We start from the raw sequence: 24,244 nt of genomic DNA on the forward strand, positions 1-24,244 counted from the left end.
TTGTCTTTTTAATAAAATCCAATAACAATTATTAATTATTATTAAAATTAAAAAGAAATGTTCATGATTTCTTCAGCAATAGTATCATGAAATAAACGACCTTGTTTATTTAAGAATAAAAATTCGTTATTGCTATCGAAGAGTTCTTTAATAAGAGGAAGGGAGGCAAGAGACTCCATTAATGGAGCAGGGAAATCTTTCCATCTAGCTCCTTCGGTAAGACGTAATCTTAGAGCTAGAGCTTCTTTGATGCGTTCGTTTTCTGGTAAGCTCTCTGTAGATTCATGAACAGGAAGATTTTTACGTACTGCACGTAGATACTGAGAGATTCTTGAGAGATTTTTTGACCGTACCTTATGCATATATTGTGAGGCAGAAACTCCTAAACCTAGAAAGGGTTTATCTGTCCAATAATACAGATTATGTTTGGATTGCGCTTGAGGTTTTGCATAAGAGGCGAGTTCATAACGAGAAAATCCACGTGAGGTAAGGAGTTCTTCAGCAGATAGGCTCATCGCGGCAAGTATGTCATCATTAGCAATGGAGGAAGCTAGAATACGACGGTGCTTATAAAAAGATGTATGAGGGTCTAGGGTGAGATTATAAAGAGAGATATGCGAAATCGGAAGAGTCAGGGCTTGATGAAGGTCCGCGATAAAATCTGCTAGGGATTGTGTTGGCAGACCATAAATAAGATCTATGGAGATATTATTATATCCATGTTCATAACAGCGGTGTACAGCGTCTATAGATGCTGCTGAGGAGTGGATCCTGCCTAAGGCTTTAAGAAGGGGATCATGAAAAGTTTGTGCTCCAATACTAATCCTATTCACAGCAGTGAGAAGCAGTTCTCTTAAATAGACCTCAGAAAGATCTTCGGGATTAGCTTCTAGGGTGATTTCTTGAGCGTGGGGAGCGAGCGTTTGAATTATGTTGTGAAGATAGTGTGGAGGAATTAATGAGGGTGTTCCTCCACCAAGAAATACAGTATCTATGAAATGCGTGTCCTTGATCGTAGAAAGTTTTTGCAAACCCTCTTGAAGAATCGCATTACAATACAAATTTACCGATTCAGAGTTGTAAGGAATCGTATAAAAGCTACAGTAATGACACTTCTTTGAACAGAAAGGAAAATGGATATAAAGGGCTAAAGGCGATTTACCATTCATTAGCATCGGGGTCAACAATGCCCCCACGTCTCCAACGATTTCGGTCGCTAAAAGGATCCTCGTCATCGTCACTAGAGTAATCGATTTCTGCAGCACCTTCTTCTCGATCTTCATCATGAAGATCGATTTCTACGGTCTCACCGGGATCAATATCAATTTCAGTTTCCGTAGCTTCCACAAACTCCATATCAGACATACTTGGCCCGTCAGGATATACCGTTTTTGCAGGACTGCGTCTTGGAGTAACAAACTCTTCAACTTCACCACTTTCTTTTAGAAGTTGCAGACGCTCCTTCTCCTCATGGATTTTGTTTTCTAAAGAACGCATTTCTTCTTTGTGACGGTCGATTTCTTTTTTAGGAACCAAACCCAATTGCATCCACTGGGTTAAGTCACGTAATTCAGATTCGAGTTTTTTTAGACGTTCACTTTTCATCTAGTGGGCACCATCCTGTATTCTAGAGAGCAGATGTAATGTATCCTTTGCTTTTTTTCAACTATAGAAAAAAAACAAAGATTGTTTTTTTTGAAAAATAAAAATTTGCTATGAAACGAAATTCAGATCGCATCTATCGAGAACAAATATCATATGGATTCAGAGTTTGCTGGACAAGTCCATTCTTCGGATATGGATTGGATCGAGGCTATGTTTCAAAAATTTCTAAATCATGAAACATTGGATCCTTCATGGAAATATTTTTTTGAAGGATACCAATTAGGTCAGGAAGGTGCTGCCTCAGCATCTTCAGGAAATGAAGAAGCATACGCTGCTCTGCAAGAAAAGAAAGCTCAATTCCTTTGTATGATATACCGTTATTATGGTTATTTACAAAGTCAGATTTCTCCCTTAACTTCCGTTAATCCTTCTCCTTTGATTCAAGAAAAGATCAAGAATATAGATCTTAATGAAATTGTCCCTTCTTTAGGTCTCCTCCCTCAGCCTAAAGTTCCTGTGCGTGATTTAATCCAAGCATTAAAAAACTTTTACTGTCGTAGTATCTCTGTAGAAACCCTTGCGTGTTCTCCTCAATTGCAAGAGTATGTATGGAAGCTCATGGAGAGTAAGCCTCCTCAACGATCTCCAGAAGAGCTTTTGCGTTCCTATCAAGATATATGTAAGGCAACCTTTTTTGAAGAGTTCTTACAAATAAAATTTACAGGGCAGAAAAGGTTCTCCTTAGAAGGGTGTGAAAGTTTGGTCTCCATGCTTGAACATCTTGTTCGCTACGGTGTTACTCAAGATATCACAAGTTACATTCTTGGTATGGCTCACCGTGGGCGGTTGAATGTTTTAACTAATGTTTTAGGCAAGCCTTATTCCCAAGTGTTTATGGAGTTTGAGGATAATCCTCAATCTCGAGGTTTAGATACAGTTGGTGATGTGAAGTATCACAAGGGATATGTAGCTAGATCTCTTGGTAAAAATGGTGAGGAAGTGACATTCGTCATGTTGCCAAATCCTAGCCATTTAGAAGCTGTGGATCCTGTTGTTGAGGGGGTTGTGGCAGCTTTGCAACATCAAGCGGATTCTGGTAAGGAACATTCTTGTTTAGCGATTCTTGTTCATGGCGATGCCGCATTTTCAGGACAAGGAGTCGTGTATGAGACTTTACAATTAAGTCAGATTCCTGGGTATTCCACAGGGGGAACGTTACACATTGTTGTAAACAACCATATAGGATTTACTGCTCAGCCTAGAGAATCACGCTCCACACCTTACTGTACAGATATTGCTAAGATGTTGGGCATCCCGGTATTTCGTGTGAATGCTGAGGATGTTTTCGCTTGTTTGCAGGCTATAGAGTATTCTCTGAAGGTACGTGAAGAATTTAGTTGCGACGTAATTATCGATTTATGCTGTTATCGTAAATACGGTCATAATGAAAGTGATGATCCTTCAATAACAGCGCCTCTGCTCTACGATGAAATTAAGAAAAAACAGACCATTCGCGAGATTTATAAGAAGTATTTGTTAGATAACTATCGTGAAGAAATCTCCGAAGATCGTTTGGAGAAACTTGAAAAAAGCGTTCAGGATACTCTCAACAAAGAATTCCAATCATTAAAGCAAGAAGAAAACCACAAACTCCCCAAAAGAGATTGTCGTCATTGCGATCGTATGGATCTCGGTGAGTTATTAATGAATGATATCGATGTTTCCTTAACGCGTGATACGGTATTTCATATAAGTTCTAAATTGTGTGGTCTTCCTGAAAACTTTACACCCCATCCTAAGGTAAAAGCTCTGCTTGATAAGAGAATGAAAATGGCTAAAGGAGAAATTGGCTATGATTGGGGGATGGCGGAAGAGCTAGCCTTTGCTTCTTTATTGATCGAGAAATTTTCCCTACGTCTTTCAGGACAAGATGCTATTCGTGGGACCTTCAGCCAGCGACATTTATTATGGAGTGATATCCAATCTGGAGATACTTACACACCTTTGTATCATTTATCTCCTGATCAAGGCTCTGTAGATATTTATAATTCGCCATTATCTGAATATGCTGTGCTAGGCTTCGAATATGGTTATGCTCAGCAAGCAGAGCGTACTCTTGTTTTATGGGAAGCGCAATTTGGAGATTTTTCCAATGGAGCGCAGATTATTTTTGATCAGTATATTTCATCTGCGATTCAAAAATGGGATCTACACTCTGATCTCGTTGTTCTTCTTCCTCATGGCTACGAAGGACAGGGGCCAGAACACTCTTCAGCACGTATAGAAAGGTATTTACAGCTGGCTGCGAATTGGAATTTTCAAGTTGTGATTCCTTCTACTCCGGTACAATATTTCCGTATCCTGCGTGAACATACAAAACGAGATTTATCTTTACCCCTGGTGATCTTCACTCCAAAAATGCTTTTGCGGCATCCTGAATGTACAAGCCTTATTGATGAGTTTACGGAACCAGGAGGGTTTCGTCCTATCCTTGAAGATACCGAGCCTAATTATGATGCTAAGGTATTAGTATTGTGTTCTGGCAAGGTATATTATGATTTTAAAGGTGCCTTACCTCAAGAACGTAAGAAAGACTTTGCTTGTTTGCGTATTGAGAGTTTGTATCCTTTACATCTCGAAGATCTTCTTTCCTTGATTGGCAAGTATTCTAAAGTCGAGCATTACGTTTGGCTTCAAGAAGAACCTCAGAATATGGGTGCTTATGATTATATTTTCATGGCTACTGAAGAGATTCTCCCTAAAAAATTAAAGTGCGTTAGCAGACCAAGAAGTAGTTCAACAGCTACAGGTTCTGCACGTCTTAGCCAACAAGAACTTTTAACATTAATGGAAACATTGTTTTCTTTAGGTAATGTATGATCACAGAAGTACGCATTCCAAATGTCGCTGAATCCGTAAGCGAAGTCACCATAGCTTCTCTTTTGGTGACTTCAGAGAGTCTGGTTCAGGAGAATCAAGGTATTATGGAGATCGAAAGCGATAAGGTAAATCAACTTATCTATGCTCCTATATCGGGAAGGATCGTTTGGTCTGTCGCTGAAGGAGACGTTGTTGCCGTCGGTGGAATCGTTGCTAAGATCTATGATGCTAATGAATCTGTTTCCGAAAGTACAGCGAAGGAAACTCCGGTAGAGGAGACAGTAGATGCGGAGATTATTAATTTCCCGAGGTCTACAGCTCACAATCCTCCTTCTGAGGGAAAAACATTTGTTCCTTTACGTGAGAAAATGCAAGAAGAACCGCAACGTTCGGGAGCTAAAAATGAGGTTCGTGAGCGTATGTCATCCATACGCAAAACGATTTCTCGACGTTTAGTTACAGCTCTTCATGAATCAGCAATGTTAACAACATTCAATGAGATTCATATGACCCCTCTGATGCAACTTCGGAAGGAAAAACAAGAGGCCTTTTCTTCTCGCTATAATGTGAAACTCGGTTTGATGTCCTTTTTCATAAAAGCAGTTATTGAAGCTCTGAAGGCTTATCCCCGTGTAAATGCGTATATTGATGGCGATGAAATTGTCTATCGTCAGTATTACGATATTTCCATTGCTGTAGGAACAGAACGCGGTCTTGTTGTCCCTGTGATTCGTGAGTGCGATAAACTCTCTAGTGGCGATATCGAAGTGAAACTTGCAGATTTGGCAAGTAGAGCTCGAGATGGTTTAATTTCTCTTCCAGAGTTAGAAGGAGGAAGTTTCACTATTACCAATGGTGGGGTGTATGGTTCCTTACTTTCTACGCCGATTATCAATCCTCCTCAAGTGGGGATATTGGGAATGCACAAAATAGAAAAACGCCCTGTAGTGATCGATAATACAATCGCCATTGCGGATATGATGTATGTTGCCTTTAGCTACGACCATCGTATCATCGATGGTAAAGAGGCGGTTGGTTTCCTTATCAAAATCAAAGATGCTATAGAACAACCAGAAGGGTTACTTGATTTTTAAAATCATAGGATCATCTAGGAAGAAGAAGAACAGCAGTGACGTTGTTCTTTTTTATAGGTGTATCTATCACGTTAGGTTCTGAATAGTAGTTGCGGTACCGAGAAGAGAAGAAAATCTCATGTTCGGTATATGTACACCGTTCAGAAATCGTAATTTTAGAACTTGAGATTCCAAGATCTAGCAACTGTTTTCTCGCTATAGCACGGAAATCCAAATGATTTTCCTTTGGCATGAAGGCAAAAAAACTCGGGGGAAAAAGCTCTCTATAATCGGGATAAATTGCATAATCCGGACCTAGAGAAGGGCCTATCACAACAATCAAGTCTTGGGGACGGGAGTTATATACACGTTTTAATGTAGCTACAGTTACTGCGTAGATATTTCCCACAAGTCCTCGCCATCCACAATGTACATTAGCGACGACATGATTTTCTGGATCGTAGAAAATAGCCGGTTGGCAATCAGAATGTCGGATATGTAGAGAAAGCATAGGATCATGAGTATACAATCCATCAGCAGGGCATCCTGAAGGGGTTGTATATGTAGCATGACGTAAACTCGTGCTATGCACTTGATGGAGATCACAAAAACGTTCAGCACCTAGAGCTTTACGGATCTCATCATTTTTAGGTACATAGACGTAGCCTTCTGCATCTGTTTGCTTAGGGAACAATCCATGACGTAGGGGGAGGTCGGAGAGCTCTGGGAAAGTTAGTTTATTTAGGTGGTTACCTGTAGTCGTAGATTGTGCCATAGCTAAAAATGTCTCATTCAGGATCTTTCCATACACCATGTTCTTTCAGAAGACTTACAAGCTCTTCTTCAGCTTTTTCCATGGGGATATGCGCTTTCACGCATGTGTGTTTGACATAGAGATCGATCATTCCGGTTTTAGACCCTACAAATCCAAAATCAGCATCTGCCATTTCTCCTGGGCCGTTAACAATACATCCCATAACGGCAATTTTTAATCCTACAAGATGTTGTGTTTTGTCGTGAATACGTTTTGTCACTTCAGGAAGGTCAAAGAGAGTTCTTCCGCATCCAGGACATGAGATATACTCGGTTTTTACTAAACGTACGCCAGCACTTTGTAAGGTGCCGAAGGCAATTTCTCGAACTGCGGTAAGTGGAATATTAGGAAGATCCAAAATTACAGCTTCTCCTAAACCATCCAGGAGTAGTGCTCCGAATTCTGTAGCTATAGCTACCGCTGCTTCAGATTCATCATCGAGATCTTTTGAAAATACCAATTTTACAGGTTGTTGCTCACATTCTTTATGTTCAAAGAACTCTCTTGTACTGTGAATAAACGGAGGTGAGGCGTGAAAATGCACGAAAGGCGCACTTAACACTTCCTCTTTGTTCCAGATCTCTTTGTTATAATCATAAAGGCAGGGTACTTCATGATGATGGAAAACAATGAAGTGCTCTTCTAATTTTTCAAGAATCGAAGTGCCAATAAAACTTTTTGGAACAACCACACCATCAGGAGCGGTGAACTCTTTTTTCCCATTTTTAGGGTTGATTCCTAATTGCTCAAGTAGATGTTCAACTGTGGTATTTAAGATATGATCTTCATTCAGTTTAACAAAAACACCATAAACAGATCCCCAAGGGGTTGTTTTTGTGATTTTCTTGGAAGCATTGACGAAACTTTCAGAATTTTCTAAAGCAAAAGGGTTATTTCTCTTAGGAAGATTCAGGTATGTCTCTGTATATTTTAATAAACTTTCACAAACAGGGACTTCTTGTGTCGGACACCCTGTTAAAGAACAACGAATGGTATCACCTAAACCTTCTGTGAGGAGAGTCCCTATACCAACAGCGGATTTAATAATCCCATCCATTCCCATTCCTGCTTCAGTAACCCCTAGATGTAGAGGATAATGCCAGCCACGGGCGTCAAGATCTTTAGCTAACTGACGGTACGCAGCAACCATGACTTTAGGGTTGCTAGACTTCATGGAGAAAACAACATCTCGGTAATCAAGCTTTTCACATATTTCAATATACTCAAGTGCCGAAACTACCATACCCTCAATGGTATCGCCATAACGTTGCATAACACGTTCGGAAAGAGAACCGTGATTCACTCCAATTCTCATTGCTTTCCCTAGACGCTTACATTTCTCAACAAGAGGAGAGAATTTTTCTTCTAATCGAAGAAGGCTGTCGGCATATTGTTTATCTGTATATGTTTTCCCCGTGAACATGTTGCGTTTATCAACGAAGTTTCCTGGGTTAATACGGACTTTGTCTACAAAATCTGCGACATGCATCGCTGCTTGAGGAAAGAAATGGATATCAGCTACAAGAGGAACATCTATGCCTAAGGCAAGCAAACGTTCTTTTATATGCTCGCATGCTTGAGATTCTTTAATTCCTTGTACGGTAACACGAACAATTTCACACCTAGCTTCTACTAAGGCACAGATTTGCTCAACCGTAGCGTCAACATCTGCTGTAGGGGTTGTTGTCATTGATTGCGTTTTTATCGAGTGGTCGCTACCTACATAAAGATTCCCAATTTTGACAGAATGCGTGTAACGTCTAACAGCTTGTTCTTGGGCTGGGGGATTGATCATAAAAACCTAAAATAGTTCTAAAAGGGCTGCTATAGAGAGGGCAAAAAGCGCTTTAAAAGCAAACCGAAAACCAAGTCTAGACTATTTGAGGGTATTCATCAAAAAGAAAAATATAAATTAAATAAAAACTTAACTTTCACAATCACATTTTTTGTTTTTAAAGTTTTTATTTGATTAGTTTAAAAAACTCATATTGATGAACTTATAGAATTTTAGGGCAGCCCAACCATTCTCTGAGATGAGAAAAGATAGAGGTTGTGCTGCTTTTGAGAAGAAAACCTTAATCGTCTTCCAAATCATCAATATCAATTTGTTTGTAAGATACAGGTTTGGGTTTGTGTAGAGGGTTGCTTCCTATACCGTAGAGACACACAGTTAGGTTATTCTCGGGGTCTTGTGCTATTTCAGCTAAGGCTGAGGATAGTGCTGTGGCAACTCTACTTTCAAAATCACTATCAAGTGGTGCAAACATGTCAATATAGGGGGCATCAAGCTGATTTTTAGGGAACAAAAGATCGTTTCCGTAAATGCTAATGCTGTGCACACCACTAGCTACTAGTGACTGAAAGAAACGAGAAAACATCTCTTTTTGACGGTCAAAGCTTTTCCTCCCATAAAGAGGGTGGCGTGTGTGCTCGAGTTGCTCATTATCTGTTTTTGGGTAATTTCCAAAGGGATTCCACGCACTAATCAGGTATTGAGGACTGTCATCTGTTGCAGATTCTGCGATATTGCTCCACGAACTGCGTGACCATCCTGCAGGTGTTTTCGGTGTTTGCGAAAATTCTGCTAAATTTGTATTCCAACCACGAGTTCCAATTTCTATTTTAAATAAATCTAAAGAACTATTCCGCATAGTTTCGGGACGCGTCAGATCTGCTTCTGGAGGTATGAAACATACCCGCGATACACCTGTGCCGCGATCCATAATAGGAGATAGGAATGATGGAGTTTTAAAAGTTACGAGTTTGACTTTGGAGTTGTTTTTTGCTGTAAAGACGTCGATATCTTCAACTCCAGGGGCTTGCATATTTTTAGGTAGTGATGAGCTCTCTGTGAAATTTGCTTTCAAAGAGTTGGCAAGATCGGAAGAAAGGAAGTCATAGGGCCTGTTTGCTTCTAAAGCGCTTTCTATTTTCCCCCTAATATCTTTTTTCATTTTGCTGGGTAGAAGCGCAATGGAGGCTCCTAATAAAATAGTTCCTAAGGTAACGCCAATAGCTGTAGCAATCACTAGGCCAGGGGCTCCAAGCACTCCGAGAGTAATCCCACAGGCAATTCCTCCAGCTAAAGCAAGTCCGCCTATGATCGCAAGCACTTTTCGAGTAGTCTCTCGAGTGTTTGGGTTATATAAAACCCTATTCAGATAGCCTTTTACGGGGAATCTGTCCTTAGGATTTAAATTAAATAGTTGGTGTGGGGGTAATGGATGATTACCCGAGGGAATTTTTTCATGTGACATAATTAAAATTATAAAAATTTTTTTAAATAAAAGTAATAGTTTTATTTATATTATTTATTGTCTATTGAAAATGAGTGATTTACAATATTGAGTATTTCACAATGGAAGTCCTAATCCCGGGGAACTCACAATAACAACGTTCATAATGGTGTCAGGCTGTGAGGTTGCAAAATTGATTAATGCAGCAACCAAACCTGTTTGTATAGCAGCCTTCCAATCAGCTGCTACTTGAGGATTTGAGGAGAGCTGAGTAGGCGCAGTGGAAATTAGGGGAATTTGAATCATGTCCACACCTTGTCTGATAGCCTCGTTTAGGCAATTAGTATACGTAGCTTTTGCCAGGGCAAAAGCAATCACGGGATGGTGATTATAGAGTTCAGGATCAAGCTCCTGAATGATGCCTAGGAAATTAGGTAATCCTAGTTGTTTCTTGTTGCTAGAGCCATCAGAGTTTTTCCATGGTATGGAGATACATTGACCTTCCTGCATCTCTATAGGAATTTCGTCAGAGATGTTTAAAGTGCATAAGTCTGAAAGGAGTGTATTCCGTTCTAATACGATCATGAGGTTGCAACAGCAATGCACACGTGGGGAATAAACGGTTCCTGTAGTTGCAAAGAGAACGGTTTTTGAATTGTTAATTTTTCAAACCTTATTTAATAGGGAAGGGGTAGTTTCTCCGAAGATGCGCGGTAAGGTGTTCCACATATTCACTACTTCACAGTATTGTTCTAAAATTTTTGTATGTTTTGTGTTTTCATTGATTTCAATTAAGAATGGCGTACCTAGAAGAGGTGTAACATCTTTTTGTTGTAATTTCTGTTGAGAGGTTCTCCTAAGAAGAAATAGAGACGCAATAACAAGAGGAATTGCGAAGGCGCAAATAGAGAACAGAGGGAATATTCCTGTAACTAAAGAAGAAATAATAGCTCCGAGTATAGCTAAGTACGCGAAGACAAGCATAATAATAATCGGGAGGATTCTTGATACTATGCTACTTTTTTTGGGGGATATTTCGGGGTAGGATTGTATGTGTTTGAAAGATGCGGCAGTGAGATCGGATATCATATTATGGTAGAGAAGGATGCTTGGATTTTTGAGCCGTCTTCGCGATATCGTGAAAAAATACTCAGTTTAAAGTAGAGACGAAGATGCTCTCAATTTTATACATCTTTTTCTTAGTGTTTATGTTTTGCTATTCAATGTTATCGATATAGTAAAGATAATACAACAAAGTTGGCAACTTAGATTTTATTCAGAAGTTGAGCTGCTATAATTCATCTCAAATGTGCCTTGCAAGCCCTTTTGTACGTTTATTCAAAGTACTTATAGGTAGAAATATAAACACACCATCAGCACGTTTTCTATAAGAAAATGTCTTGGGATTTTGCTTCTAGGAGCAATAAGAGAGGATCTTGGGGTTATGATGCCATAGATCTACAACACATACTTGTTGTAGATCCACGACAAGGTGATCTTATGTTAGCCTAAGGGGGGATTAGCGATATCTGTGACAACAATGATCATTTGAGAATTTGGATTTTGCGTAGCAAAATTCGTAACAGCAGTTACTAAGGCTGCTTTCACAGCATCTATCCATTCAGCTCGCACAGTACCTCCTGCTAGATTTGCTGGAGGAGCGAAAAGGCTGGATGAGATAAGGGGTAACTGAACATATTTGGCGCCTTTTTCCACAGCTTTAGCTAAACAATTTTCATAGGCTTTAGTTACGGTCTCATAGCATCTGAGTGCGTCATTATTCAGTTGGTTGGCTGTTGGTCCTAAAAGTTGTGCGAGTAATGCAGGAGCCGAAGAGTCCCCGTCATTGGTTGTGCCGTTTGCATTTATCCATTTACCCGCAGTACATTCGCCAATATTTAAACGTGCCTTGCCTTCGGTGGAATTTTGCCATCCTCGACGACTAACTGCTCGAGTAAAGACGTAATTAGTTCCTCCGCCATGTCTGTACATAGTATCGTTGGCAGCATTTACTAGCATAGGGGTGAGGTCTTTGGTGAGGAATCTAGGTGTAGTAATGTCACCGCATGTAGAGACAAGTACTGTTTCAGTATGAGGGACCTGCCATCCCGAGAAAGTGGTGTTTTGGTCGATAGGATCAAATTGAGGGGTTTGGATATCTTGTCGGGATGCGAGTTTCGTCAGACCGTCAAGTAATTCCGTAAAATTCGGGACAGTTTGCAAAGGAGCCGCTGCAGCTGCAGGCAAAACCTGAGGTGGAGGAGTTGGAGATGATGGTACATCCTGAGGCTCTTGGAATGTTTGGGGTAGTGGTACATCCTGAGGAGCTGGGAATGTTGAGGATGGTGGTATATCTTGAGGATCTTGGAATGTTGGAGAAGGAGGAGGAGTGTACTCTGGTGTTGATAGATCTTCTGATTGGAAAGAAAGAGGTGGAGAAAGGTCGGGTATGGATAGTTCTGATCCTCTTTCTGGGAAAGTCTCTTGAGGAAGAGATGATGAAGCAACAAGCTCTTTATTAAGAAGAATACAACACGCTACGGCTATGATAGAGCAAGCAACTACGGCAGCAGCAAGAGCTGGCATCGAAAAAGTAATAGCTAAAGCAAGGGTTGTTACCACGCCAATAAAGGCTAAGCCCGCGATGGTTGCAAGGGCTGCCTTTTTAACTTCTGTATTATTTCTATTACCTGGTATTGCGGAGGTCTCGGAAAGGAGTTGAGACGGCTCACGATTATGAATAGGTTGAAACATAAAATATTAATTTTTTTTATGACTAAAAGTTATTAATATTTTAAAGTATTCCAGCCTTAGGGTATAGAGAGTTTTTTTTCAAGAACTTCGGGCCCAAAACGCAAGTTTTCCCGGAATGTAAAGCAAACCTTACATACCTCGCCCGTATATAAAAATGTCTTAACGTTTTTAATTTTTTAAGGAATGGAGCTTAAAAGGTAATTTTAACACATCCGCCGTTAATTTTACACTGACAGGCAAGACGTTCATTAGAGTCTTCACAATCTCCGAGAAAGTCTTTCTCTTCTTCTGTGAAATTAGAAAGATTTTCTTTGCCTTCTACAACCTCGATAACACAGGTGCCACATACTCCTTCTGTACATGCAAAAGGAATCCCTGAAGATTCACAAGGCTCTGCTATGCTAGAACCGTCTTGAAGTTCAAACTCTTGTGTTTCGTCTTCGGATGCAATAATCAATTTTGCCATTTGTGATTTCCTGAAAATCTTTTAATAACGAGACTAACAATTCGGAGTAGAGGGATTCGAACCCCCGACCTATTGCTCCCAAAGCAACCGCGCTAACCAGGCTGCGCTATACTCCGTACAAATGTCTCTAAGAAATAAAGACGTTAGCACAGAAGAAAATAGTCTACAAGATAAACATAACCTAAAATTCACGAATCTTTATCGTAAGAGTTTTTCTTGAAGATATATGTTTTTTGTCGTTATTGAAGAAAATAAGAGAGTCTCATAAGGGAGGCGCTTGGTGACAAGCAAACAAGAGAAATTATGGAGAATGGCTCTCATTCCCTTAGGTATTCTTCTTTCTTTTTTGATTCCTTTACCTCAGCTACTTTTAGATACTGGTCTATGTATCAACTTTATTTTATCGCTAACCGTTGTATTTTGGGTATTTTCTTTAAAATCTAGCCTTGAAGCTAGGCTCTTCCCTGCGTTATTTTTGTACCTTTGCTTATTTCGTTTAGGATTGAATCTTGCTTCAACGCGATTAATTTTATCCTCCGGTTGGGCATCACCTATGATTTTTTCTTTGGGGAATTTTTTTTCCCTAGGGAGTTTAGGAGCAGGAATTGCTGCCTGCTGTCTGTTTTTTTTAGTAAATTTTCTTGTCATTGCTAAGGGATCTGAAAGAGTCGCCGAAGTACGTGCAAGATTTATTTTAGAAGCTCTTCCTGGCAAGCAAATGTCACTAGATGCCGATCTTGTATCTGGACGAGCCTCTACGATCGATGTGGAAAAACAAAAACAAGATCTTTTTGAAGAGAGCGATTTTTTTTCTTCGATGGAGGGAGTATTTCGCTTTGTAAAAGGAGATGCTGTTGTTAGTTGTATTTTACTCATTGTTAATTCGATAGCAGCTGCCTATTTTGCTTGTTCTTCCGATGGAGAATCAGCAAATTTATGGCTCACCGTGGTAGGAGATGCTTTAGTAAGCCAGGTGCCTGCACTCATGACATCATGTGCGGCAGCTACCTTGATATCCAAGGTTGGCCAAAAAGAATCTCTTCTTGAGTATATGCTAGATTATTACGAGCAAGCGCGAGTGCATTTTCGAACGATTGCTCTTTTATTTTCCTCACTACTGTTTATCCCAGGGACTCCTAAAGCTCCTGTTCTTGCTTTTGCTATTGCATTGCTCATCGCATATAAACAACCCAAGGATATACAGGATCCTGAAACTTTATCTGAAATATTCCAACAAATACATCTCTCTCTTCCTACAGATTACACAGGAGTCAACCCTCACGAGCTATATGCACAAGCACGAGAAGAGATCTTCAATGAAACAGGAGTATTCTTACATCAAGAGATGAAGATTTTTTATCGTGGCAAACAAGCAACTTTGAGTTGCTATGGAAAACATTTTCATCTTGAAGAAATTTCTTTATCTCGTCTTTTGCCAATACTAAGAAATCTACTCCCAGAGGCTATTCACGGAAAGTATGTCAAAATGCTTGTACGACAAGCGCAAAATGTTTTGGGTATCTCTATCGATGAGATTATTCCCAAAAAAATATCTGAAAATTCCTTACTCTTTCTCGTAAAAGGCCTAGTCAAAGAACGTGTATCTTTAAGGTTGTTCCCTAAGGTATTGGAAGCAATAGCGTTATATGGATCTCCAGAAGAAAATCCAGAGATACTCGCCGAGAAAATTAGAAAATACCTAGGGAAACATATAGGAAGAGCTCTTTGGGATCAGAAAAATACACTAGAGATCATCACAGTAGATTCTCATGTAGAACGTATGATAGGTGATTTATATTCAAAATCTAATCCATTAATGTGTGATAAGGTGATTGGCCAAGTACAGACTCTTTTAAATCAATCAGCAGGAGGGGATTTTCGTGCTATCATTACGGGATGCGAGTCGCGTTTCGAACTAAGGAAAATGATAGAACCTCACTTTCCAGATCTACTTGTTTTATCACATAATGAACTTCCAGAAGAAATCCCTATTTCTTTGCTAGGATCAGTTTCTGACGAGGTTTTGACACTTTAATTGTGAAATTTATCTTTTTAAAACAAATAAAATATTTTAATTGAGGTATTGTTTAAAATATTTTTTTTATTTAATCTTAAAATAATTATTGAAAGAAAAAATTTGTGAAAACACAAAATACGCAGAACATTTCTGAGATTTGGGAACTTTATTGGCAGACTCAAGAAATCGAGTATCGAGATACTCTGATTGATTTTTACCTGCACTTAGTTAAGTGTGTGGCTCACCGCCTAATTTCAGGTATGCCTTCCCATGTAAAGACCGAGGATCTTTATGCTTCCGGAGTTGAGGGTTTAGTTCGAGCTGTTGAACGTTTTAACCCTGAAAAGAGTCGTCGTTTTGAGGGGTATGCTTTATTTTTAATTAAAGCAGCAATTATCGATGATTTAAGGAAGCAGGATTGGGTGCCAAGAAGCGTACATCAAAAGGCAAATAAGCTTGCTGATGCTATGGACGCCCTGCGTCTGTCACTCGGGAGAGAGCCTACGGATGGTGATCTTTGTGAGTATTTCCAAATTTCTCAACAAGAGCTTTCTGGCTGGTTTGCTTCAGCTCGGCCCGCATTAATTATTTCTTTAAACGAGGAAAGACCCTCGTTATCTGATGGTGAATCTGGTGTAGCTCTAGAAGAACGCATTGCTGATGAAAGAGCAGAAACAGGATATGACATTGTTGATAAAAAGGAATTCTCTTCATTCTTAGCAAGTGCTATAGAGGGCCTTGAAGAGAAAGAAAGAAAGGTGATGGCTCTATACTACTATGAAGAGCTTGTTCTTAAGGAAATTGGAAAGATTCTAGGAGTTAGCGAATCACGAGTATCCCAGATTCATTCCAAAGCCCTGATCAAGCTCCGAGCGGCTTTATCTGCTTTTCTTTAAGAAATTCTCTCTGGTTGTGGTTTCACATTCAACATGAAGATGCTCATAATTCCAAGAGACAATGCGACTCCCCCAACAGCACTAAGTAATAAGAACCAAAGGTTCAAAGTCAGTGTCATAGCCACACAACTCCCTACCGTTGCTACAATAGCTAGAGTAATAAGAGCTACAGAAATAATACGAGAAACAGTTTTGGAGTGAATAAAATCCACTGCTTTGGCTTGTAAACGGCTGATACAAGAAGTATTTTCTAGAGTTGGGCTTATCATTATTAAAATAACCTTTAAGTAAAAGAATTGATCTATTTTAAATTAAAGTGGAATTTTTATCTGTTTATTTTTTTTCTAGAGTAAATTCCTAAGGAATCTTGCATATAAGAGTACTGATCGTTAAGATAGTCCTGCAATTATTAAGATTTTTTGTTATTGCGATGCGGGATTTTATACAACACTTGCAAGATCGGGGAATTCTCGAAAATTTTTCCTCAGGATTAGATAGCGTAAGTACCCCAGTTTCTGCCTATCTTGGATTTGATCCTACCGCTCCTTCTCTTCATATAGGACATTGGATAGGGATATGCTTTTTGCGTAGAATGGCTAGCTTTGGTATCACTCCTGTAGCTCTTGTAGGTTCTGCTACCGGAATGATAGGAGATCCTTCAGGGAAAAGCATAGAACGTACCCTACTTGAGGAAAGCCAAGTCGCTTATAATAGCCAGAAACTCTCAGAATGTCTTTCTCGCTATTTACCCGGATTGCAAATAGTAAATAACATGGATTGGTTGAAAGAAACTACTGTGATAGATTTCTTGCGAGACGTAGGGAAGCATTTTAGACTAGGCGCTATGCTCGGTAAAGATACAGTCAAACAGCGTGTTCAGTCTGAAGAGGGCATTAGCTATACTGAATTTAGCTACATGCTTTTGCAATCATATGATTTTGCTTATCTCTTTGAGAAGCATGGAGTATGTTTGCAATGCGGAGGAAGTGATCAATGGGGGAACATTACTTCAGGAATTGATTACATTCGTCGTCTTGGATTGGGACAGGCTTATGGTTTGACTTATCCATTGTTAACGAATAGCCAAGGTAAGAAGATTGGGAAGACAGAATCAGGAACAATTTGGTTGGACCCCAAGCTAACATCTGCCTATGAGTTATATCAGTACTTTTTACGGCTTCCAGATCAAGAAGTGCCTAAAGTCGCACGTACGTTAACTTTATTGAGTAATGAAGAAATCTTTGATCTAGATCAAAAGTTTTTATTAGATCCGGTAGCTGTGAAAAAGTTTGTTGCCGAAACTATAGTAACCTCTATACACGGTGAAGATGGACTAAGAGAAGCTCAGATAGTCACCCAAAGTATGCATCCTGGTAAAGTATCTTCAGTTTCTGAGAAGGATTTCCAAGATCTTATTGCTATGGGCCAGGGAGTCTCTTTAGAAAGAGCTCAGGCTCTCGGCAAACGGTGGATAGATCTTTTTGTTACATTAGGGGTCTGTAGTTCTAAAGGAGAAGCTAGAAGATTGATCGAGCAGAAAGGTCTCTATGTGAATAGTGAACCTATTGAGAATGAACACAGTGTTTGTGAAGAAACTCAGGTATGTTTCGATCAATATGTGTTATTAGCACAGGGAAAGAAGAAAAAACTCGTTTTGCGTCTAATTTAAGTGTGGAGGAGGATTGGTGGCAGAGAAAGCAGGTGCGGATATTGGGCTAATTGGTTTAGCTGTAATGGGGAAAAATCTTGTGTTGAATATGATCGACCATGGTTTTTCTGTGTCTGTCTATAATCGGAGTCCAGAGAAAACTCGAGAGTTTCTTCAAGAACATTCTCAAAGCCCCGAACTTCAAGGACATGAAAAATTAGAATCTTTTGTACGTTCTTTAAAACGTCCTAGAAAAATCATGCTGATGATTAAAGCAGGAACTCCTGTGGATCAAAGTATTGATTCGCTACTCCCTTATCTTGAAGCTGGTGATATTATCATCGATGGAGGGAATAGCTATTATAAAGATTCAGAAAGACGATGCCGTGATCTTAAGGAAAAAGGCGTATTATTCATAGGCATGGGCATCTCTGGAGGAGAAGAAGGCGCTCGTCATGGACCTGCTATTATGCCAGGAGGGAATAGTGATGCCTGGCCAGAAATAGCACCTATCTTCCAAAGTATTTCTGCTAAGGTTAACGGGAACCCTTGCTGCTGCTGGGTTGGACCCGGAGGAGCAGGACATTATGTAAAAACTGTACATAATGGCATAGAATATGGAGACATACAGTTAATTTGTGAGGCTTATGGCTTATTAAGATCACGTTTGGATATATCTCCTGAAGCGGTATCATCGATTTTTGCTGAATGGAATACACGTGAATTAGAAAGTTACCTGATGAGAATTTCTGTGGAAGTTCTCTCTTTAAAAGACTCCAATGGCTTCCCAGTTATTGATACCATTTTAGATGTTGCTGGACAAAAAGGAACAGGACGTTGGACTGCTATTGATGCTATCGATTCAGGCGTCCCTCTTTCGCTAATTATTGAATCTGTGTTAGCCCGCTTCCTCTCTTCTTGGAAAACTATTCGCGAGCGAGCAGCTCAAGAACTTCCGGGTATTCCTATCGTTTTTGAAAAACCTCGAGACCCTCATCTTTTTATAGAAGATGTTTTTCAAGCGCTATACGCTTCGAAAATCATAAGTTATGCTCAAGGATTCATGTTATTGAACCAAGCATCTGAAGAGCATCAATGGAATTTAAATTTCGGAGAGTTAGCCCTATTGTGGAGAGGCGGATGCATTATCCAAAGTGTTTTTCTAGATGCTATCCATAAAGGTTTCGAAAATGAGCCGGAAGCACCTTCGTTAATTTTACAAACCTATTTCAAGACGGTATTACAAAATTCCGAACCAGGTTGGCGAAGAACCGTTGCCTATGGCGTGGGTTCAGGATATCCTATCCCTTGTTTAGCAGCTGCATTGACATTTTATGATGGTTATCGAACAAAAGACTCTTCAATAGCTTTAGCTCAAGGATTAAGAGACTATTTCGGAGCTCATACTTATGAACGTAAGGATAGACCTCGAGGGGAGTTCTATCATACAGATTGGATAGGGTCCAAAACAACAACTCTAGTAAAATAATTTGAGAAAATACGAGAGCGTTGACTTAAGTTGATTTTTTGAGCAACTCTCTTGTTATCTTTAGGGATAACTTACAACGCCCCTTTTTGTTGGTCTATTCTAAGTTTCTGGAGTAGAATGTAGAGGAATATAAAAAAGTAACTTATCCCAACCTCAAGTTTCCTATCGGAAGGGCATAGTAACATATCTTTACGGCTTACTAATCTATTTTGAGAACTTCGATAAAAGCAGTGTTTGGAATAGAGACTTTTCCAAATTCCTTCATCCGCTTTTTACCTTTTTTCTGTTTTTCCCAGAGTTTACGTTTTCTCGTGATATCACCGCCGTAACACTTTGCAGTCACATTCTTAGAAAGAGCGCGAATAGTTTCTCTAGCAATTACTTTTTTATTGATAGCAGCTTGGACGGGGATTTTAAAAAGTTGTTGAGGAATCACATCGACGAGCTTTTCGCAGATACTTCTTCCGCGTGCTTCAGCTTTATCTCTATGTACAAGGCAAGAAAAAGCATCAACGGGTTCGTCGTTGATTAGAATTTCAAGTTTGATGATAGATCCTTTACGGTAATCTCCCAAACGATAATCAAAAGATCCATAACCCTTAGTCACAGATTTTAATTTATCGTTAAAATCAGAGACAATTTCATTTAAAGGAAGATCATAAGAAAGCACTAACCTGTGTTGATCTAACATTTCTGTTTTTAAGCATACACCACGCTTATCCAAACATAGATTCATAATACTGCTTAAGTACTCTTGTGGTGTAATGATATTGACATGTACCCAAGGCTCTTCCATGTGTTCTATGATCGAGGGATCTGGATAGGCGGTAGGATTGTCTATGAACAAAGTTTTGCCATTTTTTAAGACAACCTTATAAATTACACTGGGCGCTGTAGCAATAATGTCGAGATCAAACTCTCGGATGATTCTTTCAAAAACGATCTCTAAATGCAGTAATCCTAAAAACCCACAGCGAAAACCAAAGCCTAAAGAATGGCTACTTTCTTGTTCGATCGTTAAAGCAGAATCGTTAAGTTGTAAACGGCTTAAAGCGTCTTTTAAAGCATCAAAATCTGAAGAATCAATAGGGTAAATACCAGCAAACACTACAGGATTGATTTCCTTGAATCCATCTAAAGGTACCTTAGCAGGATGCTTTACTGTAGTTACCGTATCGCCAATCTTTACATCCTTGACTTTTTTTAAGTTGGCTATGAAATAGCCTACCTGACCTGCTCGTAAAGATCCCTCAATTAACGTTGCTTCAGGAAGAAAAGCTCCTACGCCTAATACCTCAAATGATGATCCTTTTGTTGCCATAAAGGTAATGCGATCACCTTTTTTAATTTCTCCGCTAATCACGCGGACATACACCATAATGCCTACATAAGGATCATAGTGAGAATCAAAAATCAAAGCTTTTAATTCAGTTTCTTCAGGAGGTTTAGGTGGAGGGATTAACTCAACAATTGCTTCAAGAATGTCAGAGATTCCTTCCCCAGTTTTTGCTGAGCAGGCGATCGCATTTGTAGTATCTAACCCTATGTAATCTTCTATTTGCTTTCGGATTTTTTCAGGGTTTGCGGCTGGTAAATCAATTTTATTTAAAATAGGAATGATTTCCAAATCACGCTCTAAGGCGAGATAAACGTTAGCTAAACTTTGAGCTTGCACACCTTGAGCTGCGTCAACAATTAAAAGAGCTCCTTCACAGGCAGCTAAGGATCGTGATACTTCATAAGAAAAATCCACGTGCCCAGGCGTGTCTATAAGGTTAAGCTGATAAACTTCCCCATTGTATTCATAATACATAGTCACTGGGTGCGCTTTGATTGTGATACCACGCTCTCTTTCTAGATCCATGGAATCAAGGAGCTGCTCGCGCATTTCTCTTTGCTCGACTGTACTTGTACTTTCAAGTAAACGGTCAGCAATTGTAGATTTCCCGTGGTCAATATGCGCAATAATAGAAAAGTTTCGAATGTTTTCTAGCTTATACTCTTTCAAAATACAGGAGGGGTCTTGTCAATTTCAGAGAGAGCCATGTTAGACTGAGTATTGTTAGTTGTCAATACTACTAGAACTGAAATGTAAGAAGGTGAGTTTAATTTATTTAAGAAATCAAAAGTAGAATAGCTATTGTGTTTGTAGTTTGTACGTTTTATCGTTTCTAACCGTAGTATATTATAAACATATGTCGTTTATAATTATAATTTTGTTTCTTTTATTTAGTATGACATATGGAAACTTCCAATCTTTTTGCCTTCCAAACACTTCCAAAGCAAGAAGTAGTTTGTCGATACATGGAAAAAAAGAGACCAACAAAATCTCAAATAATAATATTAATTGTTTTGAGTCTTTTATTTATTATTTCAGGTCTTATTTTTTTTATCAATATTACCTTCATGCGTAAATATCATTATCTCACTACTATGCGCAGGCGTGAGTTGGTGTATTTTATCGTTTGTTACGGCCCAGATTATCATTAAATATTCTCAACCTAAATACAGTCACATCCCTTTTGGATTTCGTTGTGTAATTAAATCGGAATTTCCTAAGGCATTTTTTGATTTAGTAACTACGCAAGACTTAAAATTTGCGAATTTTAGGGAGTTATTAATTTATATTCATGATTTTAGAGAATCTAACGACACATCAATTCGAAATAATCTATGTAAACTATCGCCTCAATTAAAGAAGGCTTTGGAAGATTTTGGCGTTGACAATTTCAATACTGAAATTAACGGACAATATCTTCCAAGCTTAAATAACTTATTAATAGAAAATTGCCCTCTATATTGGATGAAGCGTTTTATAGAGTTAGGTAATAAGAATGTCTTAAGAGAAAATTTAGAAAAATACAATCGTGGGTATTCTGGGACCTATTGGTTTTGTGAATTAGATTCAATACGTCGACCTGTCTCTCCAAGAACAGAACACGGAACGATTTTCCTCCTTCAATCTTATGGATTGGTTCAAGAATTGAGCCAAGAGGAATATGTTTTTTTAATGGATCAGGTGAAAAATCATACTTTGGATAATCAACAAGTAACCGCTGTAGTAGATAGGTTATTAATTCATGCTCAGGGAGATTATAGCAGATATATTGCTGAGAAAGATAAGGTAGAACTACTGTCAGAACTACGCGTGTCATTTACAGAGGAGAGTATAAAAGAACTCATTTTTCGAATATGTTCCCATGGTTTTTCTTGGGAGCAACTACAGCTTATTCGATCAACATCGCTTGCTTCTTGGCAGTTTTTATGTTGGGTAGACCGATCTGCTGCTCATGGAGGTATGCGCATACTTGCAAGGTCTTTTTTAGGAGATTTTATTAATGAAAATAGTCATAAGTATGAGTCGAATATTGCTTTAGCAACGTATTCTGAATGTAAAAATGTTTCCCGATACACAAGCTTAATCAATCAAAAAACAAGTCAAGCTTGGAAGACTATCTGTTACTATTTTAATCACCGTATGAAATTTCATGAAAAATTGGAAGAAGCTCATCTAAATAGGGATGATACAGGTTATAATTAAACTTTCTTACAATTTTTAAAGATAAAAAAAATCCTCACCTGTTTCCAAGTGAGGATTTTTGTTAAGATCTCTCATTGAATCTTATGAAGAAGCGTTCTCAACAGCAGGTGTTCCCTGAATTGATGAGGATCCTTCAGCTTCTGTAGAAACAGCAGCTTCTTCTCCTGCGAGCTCTTTTTCTTTGAGAGCAGATTGAATTAAGAATAGTTTGTTTAGCTTGGTAGCAGAAACTAACCATATTGCAATAATCACAAAGAGTGCTATTGCTAGGTAAGGTGTCATAGCTCCAATACTTCCACAAACTACTAAGAGACCTTGTTGGATTAAAGAACCTCCGGATTTTCCGAAACGTGCGGCAACCACGTCAATAGCAGCCTTTCCTTTAACTTTTTGTTCTTGGTCTAATGGAATGTAGGCCATTTCTTTAGTTGCATCAAAGAGGGCATACTTTGTGGATTTAGATAGAATGTTTTGGACAGCACCAACCATAACAGCAAGCATTAATGGTGTGGTTCCAAACATTGCTACGATACCAGAAGCTTGATCTCTGAAGATAACTAAAACAAAGAAAAAGACACCTGTTAACAATACCATCACCGGTGTAACAAGAGCTCCTGTTAACCAGCCGAATTTACGGATAACGTTACCACCGATAAACAACATAACGATTACGGAGACAACACCTGTCCAGAATGAGAAATTCCCCATGAATTCGCTATATTCGTTAGCATTTGGGTATTGCATTTTCAACTGGCTCTTCCAAGTCACTTCTACGAGGTTAATACAAATACCGTAGCAAATAACAAGAAGGGCTAATAACAACATGTAAGGAGATCTTGCAAGGTAAGCAAAGCTTTCTTTCATTGTCATTTTTGGCTTTGATTTCTTAGCTTTGTTTAGCTCTTTAGGATCATAGAATCTAGGATCGGTAAGAACACACTTGTTCATCCACCAGTAGCATAGAATAATAATACCACCAGAAATAACAACCATGCTCATTAAGAGGTAAAGAGAGAGACCCCAAGGATCTGTATTTCCTGTAGCACTAGCACGTAGCTTAGAAGCCCAAATAATAGAGCGGCCAGAAGCGAGTAAAGCGATGTTAGCACCAACTCCAAATAAAGCGTAAAAACGTTTAGCTTCGCTAATTTTAGTAATTTCGTTAGCGAAACCCCAGAACATTAAAGAAAGCATAACGCTTCCCCATAGCTCAGAAAGCACGTAAAATGCAGCAAAAGTCCAGTTTCTAAGCATTGCAACGCAGCCCATTAATCCTTGAGGAAGGATGGCCTGTAATTTATCAGCAAAATCCGTTGGATGTAAAACGTGACGGAATGGGTAAATTACTGTAGGGAATAAAGCAAAGAATAGAAGGAATGGAGCAATTACTGTGTAAAAGAGGGCTGGCTTACTTAAGATGTTGCTTAATTTGGCATAGATAAGCATGAAGACTACAGCGCAAGGAACGACAAGCCACAGTTTGATGAAAGGTATAGCCTCTGCACCAGATCCGGGAGCCGTTACGATAAGAGTGTCTTTTGTATCACGCAATACGGTGTAGTTGAACGCAATACAGAAGAACATTAGGAACATTGGCAGTACCTTCTTCAGCTCATGCATGTGTATCGGCCAAAGAAAAGAACGCAATTTTCCAAAAGGTTTTTCCGCTGTTTGTGTCATATTTACCCTCTGAAATAGCTTAGTTAATTAATTTATAAGTTATTAATGATTTAGTCTTTAAAACAATTAAAATTTAATATTTTTAGCCTTTTAGCATATCATTTTCTTTCTCTATTGACAAGAGAAAACAAGACGAGGCGCTTAA

17 protein-coding genes, 1 tRNA gene and 1 pseudogene are annotated in these 24,244 nt (G+C 39.0%); 7 read left to right on the forward strand and 12 right to left on the reverse strand.

Annotated features, from left to right (window positions below; genetic code table 11):
- Positions 1 to 47: 47 nt before the first annotated feature.
- Together hemW and FI836_RS04845 are read right to left on the reverse strand one after the other, a co-directional pair.
- Positions 48 to 1,169, reverse strand: coding sequence for a radical SAM family heme chaperone HemW (hemW, locus tag FI836_RS04840; protein WP_006343094.1), 1,122 nt, complete (start codon positions 1,167 to 1,169; stop codon positions 48 to 50).
- Positions 1,159 to 1,605: a hypothetical protein gene (locus FI836_RS04845; RefSeq protein ID WP_006343095.1), complete on the reverse strand. Its 447-nt coding sequence runs from the start codon at positions 1,603 to 1,605 to the stop codon at positions 1,159 to 1,161. Before FI836_RS04845 ends, hemW begins: the two co-directional genes overlap by 11 nt.
- Before the next feature lie 153 nt (positions 1,606 to 1,758).
- Here FI836_RS04845 and FI836_RS04850 point away from each other — a divergent pair, with 153 nt between their 5' ends.
- Positions 1,759 to 4,485, forward strand: a complete 2,727-nt coding sequence (locus FI836_RS04850) for a 2-oxoglutarate dehydrogenase E1 component (RefSeq protein WP_006343096.1) — start codon at positions 1,759 to 1,761, stop codon at positions 4,483 to 4,485.
- Positions 4,482 to 5,579, forward strand: coding sequence for a dihydrolipoyllysine-residue succinyltransferase (sucB, locus tag FI836_RS04855; protein WP_014943806.1), 1,098 nt, complete (start codon positions 4,482 to 4,484; stop codon positions 5,577 to 5,579). Before FI836_RS04850 ends, sucB begins: the two co-directional genes overlap by 4 nt.
- A gap of 10 nt (positions 5,580 to 5,589) precedes the next feature.
- Here the strand turns inward: sucB and pgeF are convergent, their stop codons facing one another.
- The 7 genes and pseudogenes from pgeF to FI836_RS04890 all read right to left on the reverse strand — a co-directional run bounded on the left by pgeF (position 5,590) and on the right by FI836_RS04890 (position 12,944).
- Positions 5,590 to 6,333, reverse strand: a complete 744-nt coding sequence (pgeF, locus tag FI836_RS04860) for a peptidoglycan editing factor PgeF (RefSeq protein ID WP_014943807.1) — start codon at positions 6,331 to 6,333, stop codon at positions 5,590 to 5,592.
- Positions 6,334 to 6,346: 13 nt separating this feature from the next.
- On the reverse strand, positions 6,347 to 8,167 hold the full coding sequence (locus FI836_RS04865; RefSeq protein WP_014943808.1) for a 4-hydroxy-3-methylbut-2-en-1-yl diphosphate synthase: 1,821 nt from the start codon (positions 8,165 to 8,167) through the stop codon (positions 6,347 to 6,349).
- A 280-nt stretch (positions 8,168 to 8,447) separates the two neighbouring features.
- Positions 8,448 to 9,629, reverse strand: coding sequence for a DoxX family protein (locus FI836_RS04870; RefSeq protein WP_006343100.1), 1,182 nt, complete (start codon positions 9,627 to 9,629; stop codon positions 8,448 to 8,450).
- 96 nt (positions 9,630 to 9,725) lie between these two features.
- Positions 9,726 to 10,697: pseudogene (locus FI836_RS04875) on the reverse strand (hypothetical protein).
- 414 nt (positions 10,698 to 11,111) lie between these two features.
- Positions 11,112 to 12,362 carry a macro domain-containing protein gene (locus FI836_RS04880; RefSeq protein ID WP_014943811.1) on the reverse strand — a complete coding sequence of 417 codons (1,251 nt, stop codon included), beginning with the start codon at positions 12,360 to 12,362 and terminating at the stop codon, positions 11,112 to 11,114.
- A gap of 190 nt (positions 12,363 to 12,552) precedes the next feature.
- Complete coding sequence (locus FI836_RS04885) at positions 12,553 to 12,828, reverse strand: 2Fe-2S iron-sulfur cluster-binding protein (protein ID WP_006343104.1); 276 nt, start codon at positions 12,826 to 12,828, stop codon at positions 12,553 to 12,555.
- A gap of 41 nt (positions 12,829 to 12,869) precedes the next feature.
- A tRNA-Pro gene (locus FI836_RS04890) sits at positions 12,870 to 12,944 on the reverse strand.
- 194 nt (positions 12,945 to 13,138) lie between these two features.
- Here FI836_RS04890 and FI836_RS04895 point away from each other — a divergent pair.
- Positions 13,139 to 14,863 carry an EscV/YscV/HrcV family type III secretion system export apparatus protein gene (locus FI836_RS04895; protein ID WP_006343106.1) on the forward strand — a complete coding sequence of 575 codons (1,725 nt, stop codon included), beginning with the start codon at positions 13,139 to 13,141 and terminating at the stop codon, positions 14,861 to 14,863.
- A 104-nt stretch (positions 14,864 to 14,967) separates the two neighbouring features.
- On the forward strand, positions 14,968 to 15,741 hold the full coding sequence (locus tag FI836_RS04900; protein ID WP_014943813.1) for a FliA/WhiG family RNA polymerase sigma factor: 774 nt from the start codon (positions 14,968 to 14,970) through the stop codon (positions 15,739 to 15,741).
- Here FI836_RS04900 and FI836_RS04905 read toward each other — a convergent pair.
- A complete protein-coding gene (locus FI836_RS04905; RefSeq protein ID WP_006343108.1) occupies positions 15,738 to 16,010 on the reverse strand; it encodes a hypothetical protein in 273 nt (90 codons plus the stop codon). The two genes, FI836_RS04900 and FI836_RS04905, sit on opposite strands and share 4 nt — an antisense overlap.
- 161 nt (positions 16,011 to 16,171) lie before the next feature.
- Between FI836_RS04905 and tyrS the strand changes: the two genes are divergently transcribed.
- Both tyrS and gnd read left to right on the forward strand, forming a co-directional pair.
- Positions 16,172 to 17,410, forward strand: coding sequence for a tyrosine--tRNA ligase (tyrS, locus tag FI836_RS04910; protein WP_006343109.1), 1,239 nt, complete (start codon positions 16,172 to 16,174; stop codon positions 17,408 to 17,410).
- Between the two features lie 16 nt (positions 17,411 to 17,426).
- A complete protein-coding gene (gnd, locus tag FI836_RS04915) occupies positions 17,427 to 18,878 on the forward strand; it encodes a decarboxylating NADP(+)-dependent phosphogluconate dehydrogenase (RefSeq protein WP_014943814.1) in 1,452 nt (483 codons plus the stop codon).
- Positions 18,879 to 19,077: 199 nt separating this feature from the next.
- Here the strand turns inward: gnd and lepA are convergent, their stop codons facing one another.
- On the reverse strand, positions 19,078 to 20,886 hold the full coding sequence (gene lepA, locus FI836_RS04920; RefSeq protein WP_014943815.1) for a translation elongation factor 4: 1,809 nt from the start codon (positions 20,884 to 20,886) through the stop codon (positions 19,078 to 19,080).
- A 435-nt stretch (positions 20,887 to 21,321) separates the two neighbouring features.
- On the opposite strand from lepA, the gene FI836_RS04925 reads away from it, so the two are divergent.
- On the forward strand, positions 21,322 to 22,419 hold the full coding sequence (locus FI836_RS04925; RefSeq protein ID WP_006343112.1) for a DUF1389 domain-containing protein: 1,098 nt from the start codon (positions 21,322 to 21,324) through the stop codon (positions 22,417 to 22,419).
- Between the two features lie 81 nt (positions 22,420 to 22,500).
- Here the strand turns inward: FI836_RS04925 and npt1 are convergent, their stop codons facing one another.
- Positions 22,501 to 24,099: an NTP/NDP exchange transporter Npt1 gene (npt1, locus tag FI836_RS04930; protein ID WP_013747357.1), complete on the reverse strand. Its 1,599-nt coding sequence runs from the start codon at positions 24,097 to 24,099 to the stop codon at positions 22,501 to 22,503.
- Between the last annotated feature and the right edge of the window lie 145 nt (positions 24,100 to 24,244).

Source organism: Chlamydophila parapsittaci, from assembly GCF_006385615.1.
Taxonomy (GTDB): domain Bacteria; phylum Chlamydiota; class Chlamydiia; order Chlamydiales; family Chlamydiaceae; genus Chlamydia; species Chlamydia psittaci.

Excerpts from the sequence above, each read along its gene's own strand:
- FI836_RS04850 (WP_006343096.1), top strand. The coding sequence starts at position 1,759 with ATGGATTCAGAGTTTGCTGGACAAGTCCATTCTTCGGATATGGATTGG.
- npt1 (WP_013747357.1), bottom strand. The coding sequence starts at position 24,099 with ATGACACAAACAGCGGAAAAACCTTTTGGAAAATTGCGTTCTTTTCTT.
- FI836_RS04845 (WP_006343095.1), bottom strand. The coding sequence starts at position 1,605 with ATGAAAAGTGAACGTCTAAAAAAACTCGAATCTGAATTACGTGACTTA.
- FI836_RS04870 (WP_006343100.1), bottom strand. The coding sequence starts at position 9,629 with ATGTCACATGAAAAAATTCCCTCGGGTAATCATCCATTACCCCCACAC.
- FI836_RS04895 (WP_006343106.1), top strand. The coding sequence starts at position 13,139 with ATGGCTCTCATTCCCTTAGGTATTCTTCTTTCTTTTTTGATTCCTTTA.
- hemW (WP_006343094.1), bottom strand. The coding sequence starts at position 1,169 with ATGAATGGTAAATCGCCTTTAGCCCTTTATATCCATTTTCCTTTCTGT.
- FI836_RS04905 (WP_006343108.1), bottom strand. The coding sequence starts at position 16,010 with ATGATAAGCCCAACTCTAGAAAATACTTCTTGTATCAGCCGTTTACAA.
- FI836_RS04880 (WP_014943811.1), bottom strand. The coding sequence starts at position 12,362 with ATGTTTCAACCTATTCATAATCGTGAGCCGTCTCAACTCCTTTCCGAG.
- FI836_RS04885 (WP_006343104.1), bottom strand. The coding sequence starts at position 12,828 with ATGGCAAAATTGATTATTGCATCCGAAGACGAAACACAAGAGTTTGAA.
- pgeF (WP_014943807.1), bottom strand. The coding sequence starts at position 6,333 with ATGGCACAATCTACGACTACAGGTAACCACCTAAATAAACTAACTTTC.
- sucB (WP_014943806.1), top strand. The coding sequence starts at position 4,482 with ATGATCACAGAAGTACGCATTCCAAATGTCGCTGAATCCGTAAGCGAA.
- tyrS (WP_006343109.1), top strand. The coding sequence starts at position 16,172 with ATGCGGGATTTTATACAACACTTGCAAGATCGGGGAATTCTCGAAAAT.
- FI836_RS04865 (WP_014943808.1), bottom strand. The coding sequence starts at position 8,167 with ATGATCAATCCCCCAGCCCAAGAACAAGCTGTTAGACGTTACACGCAT.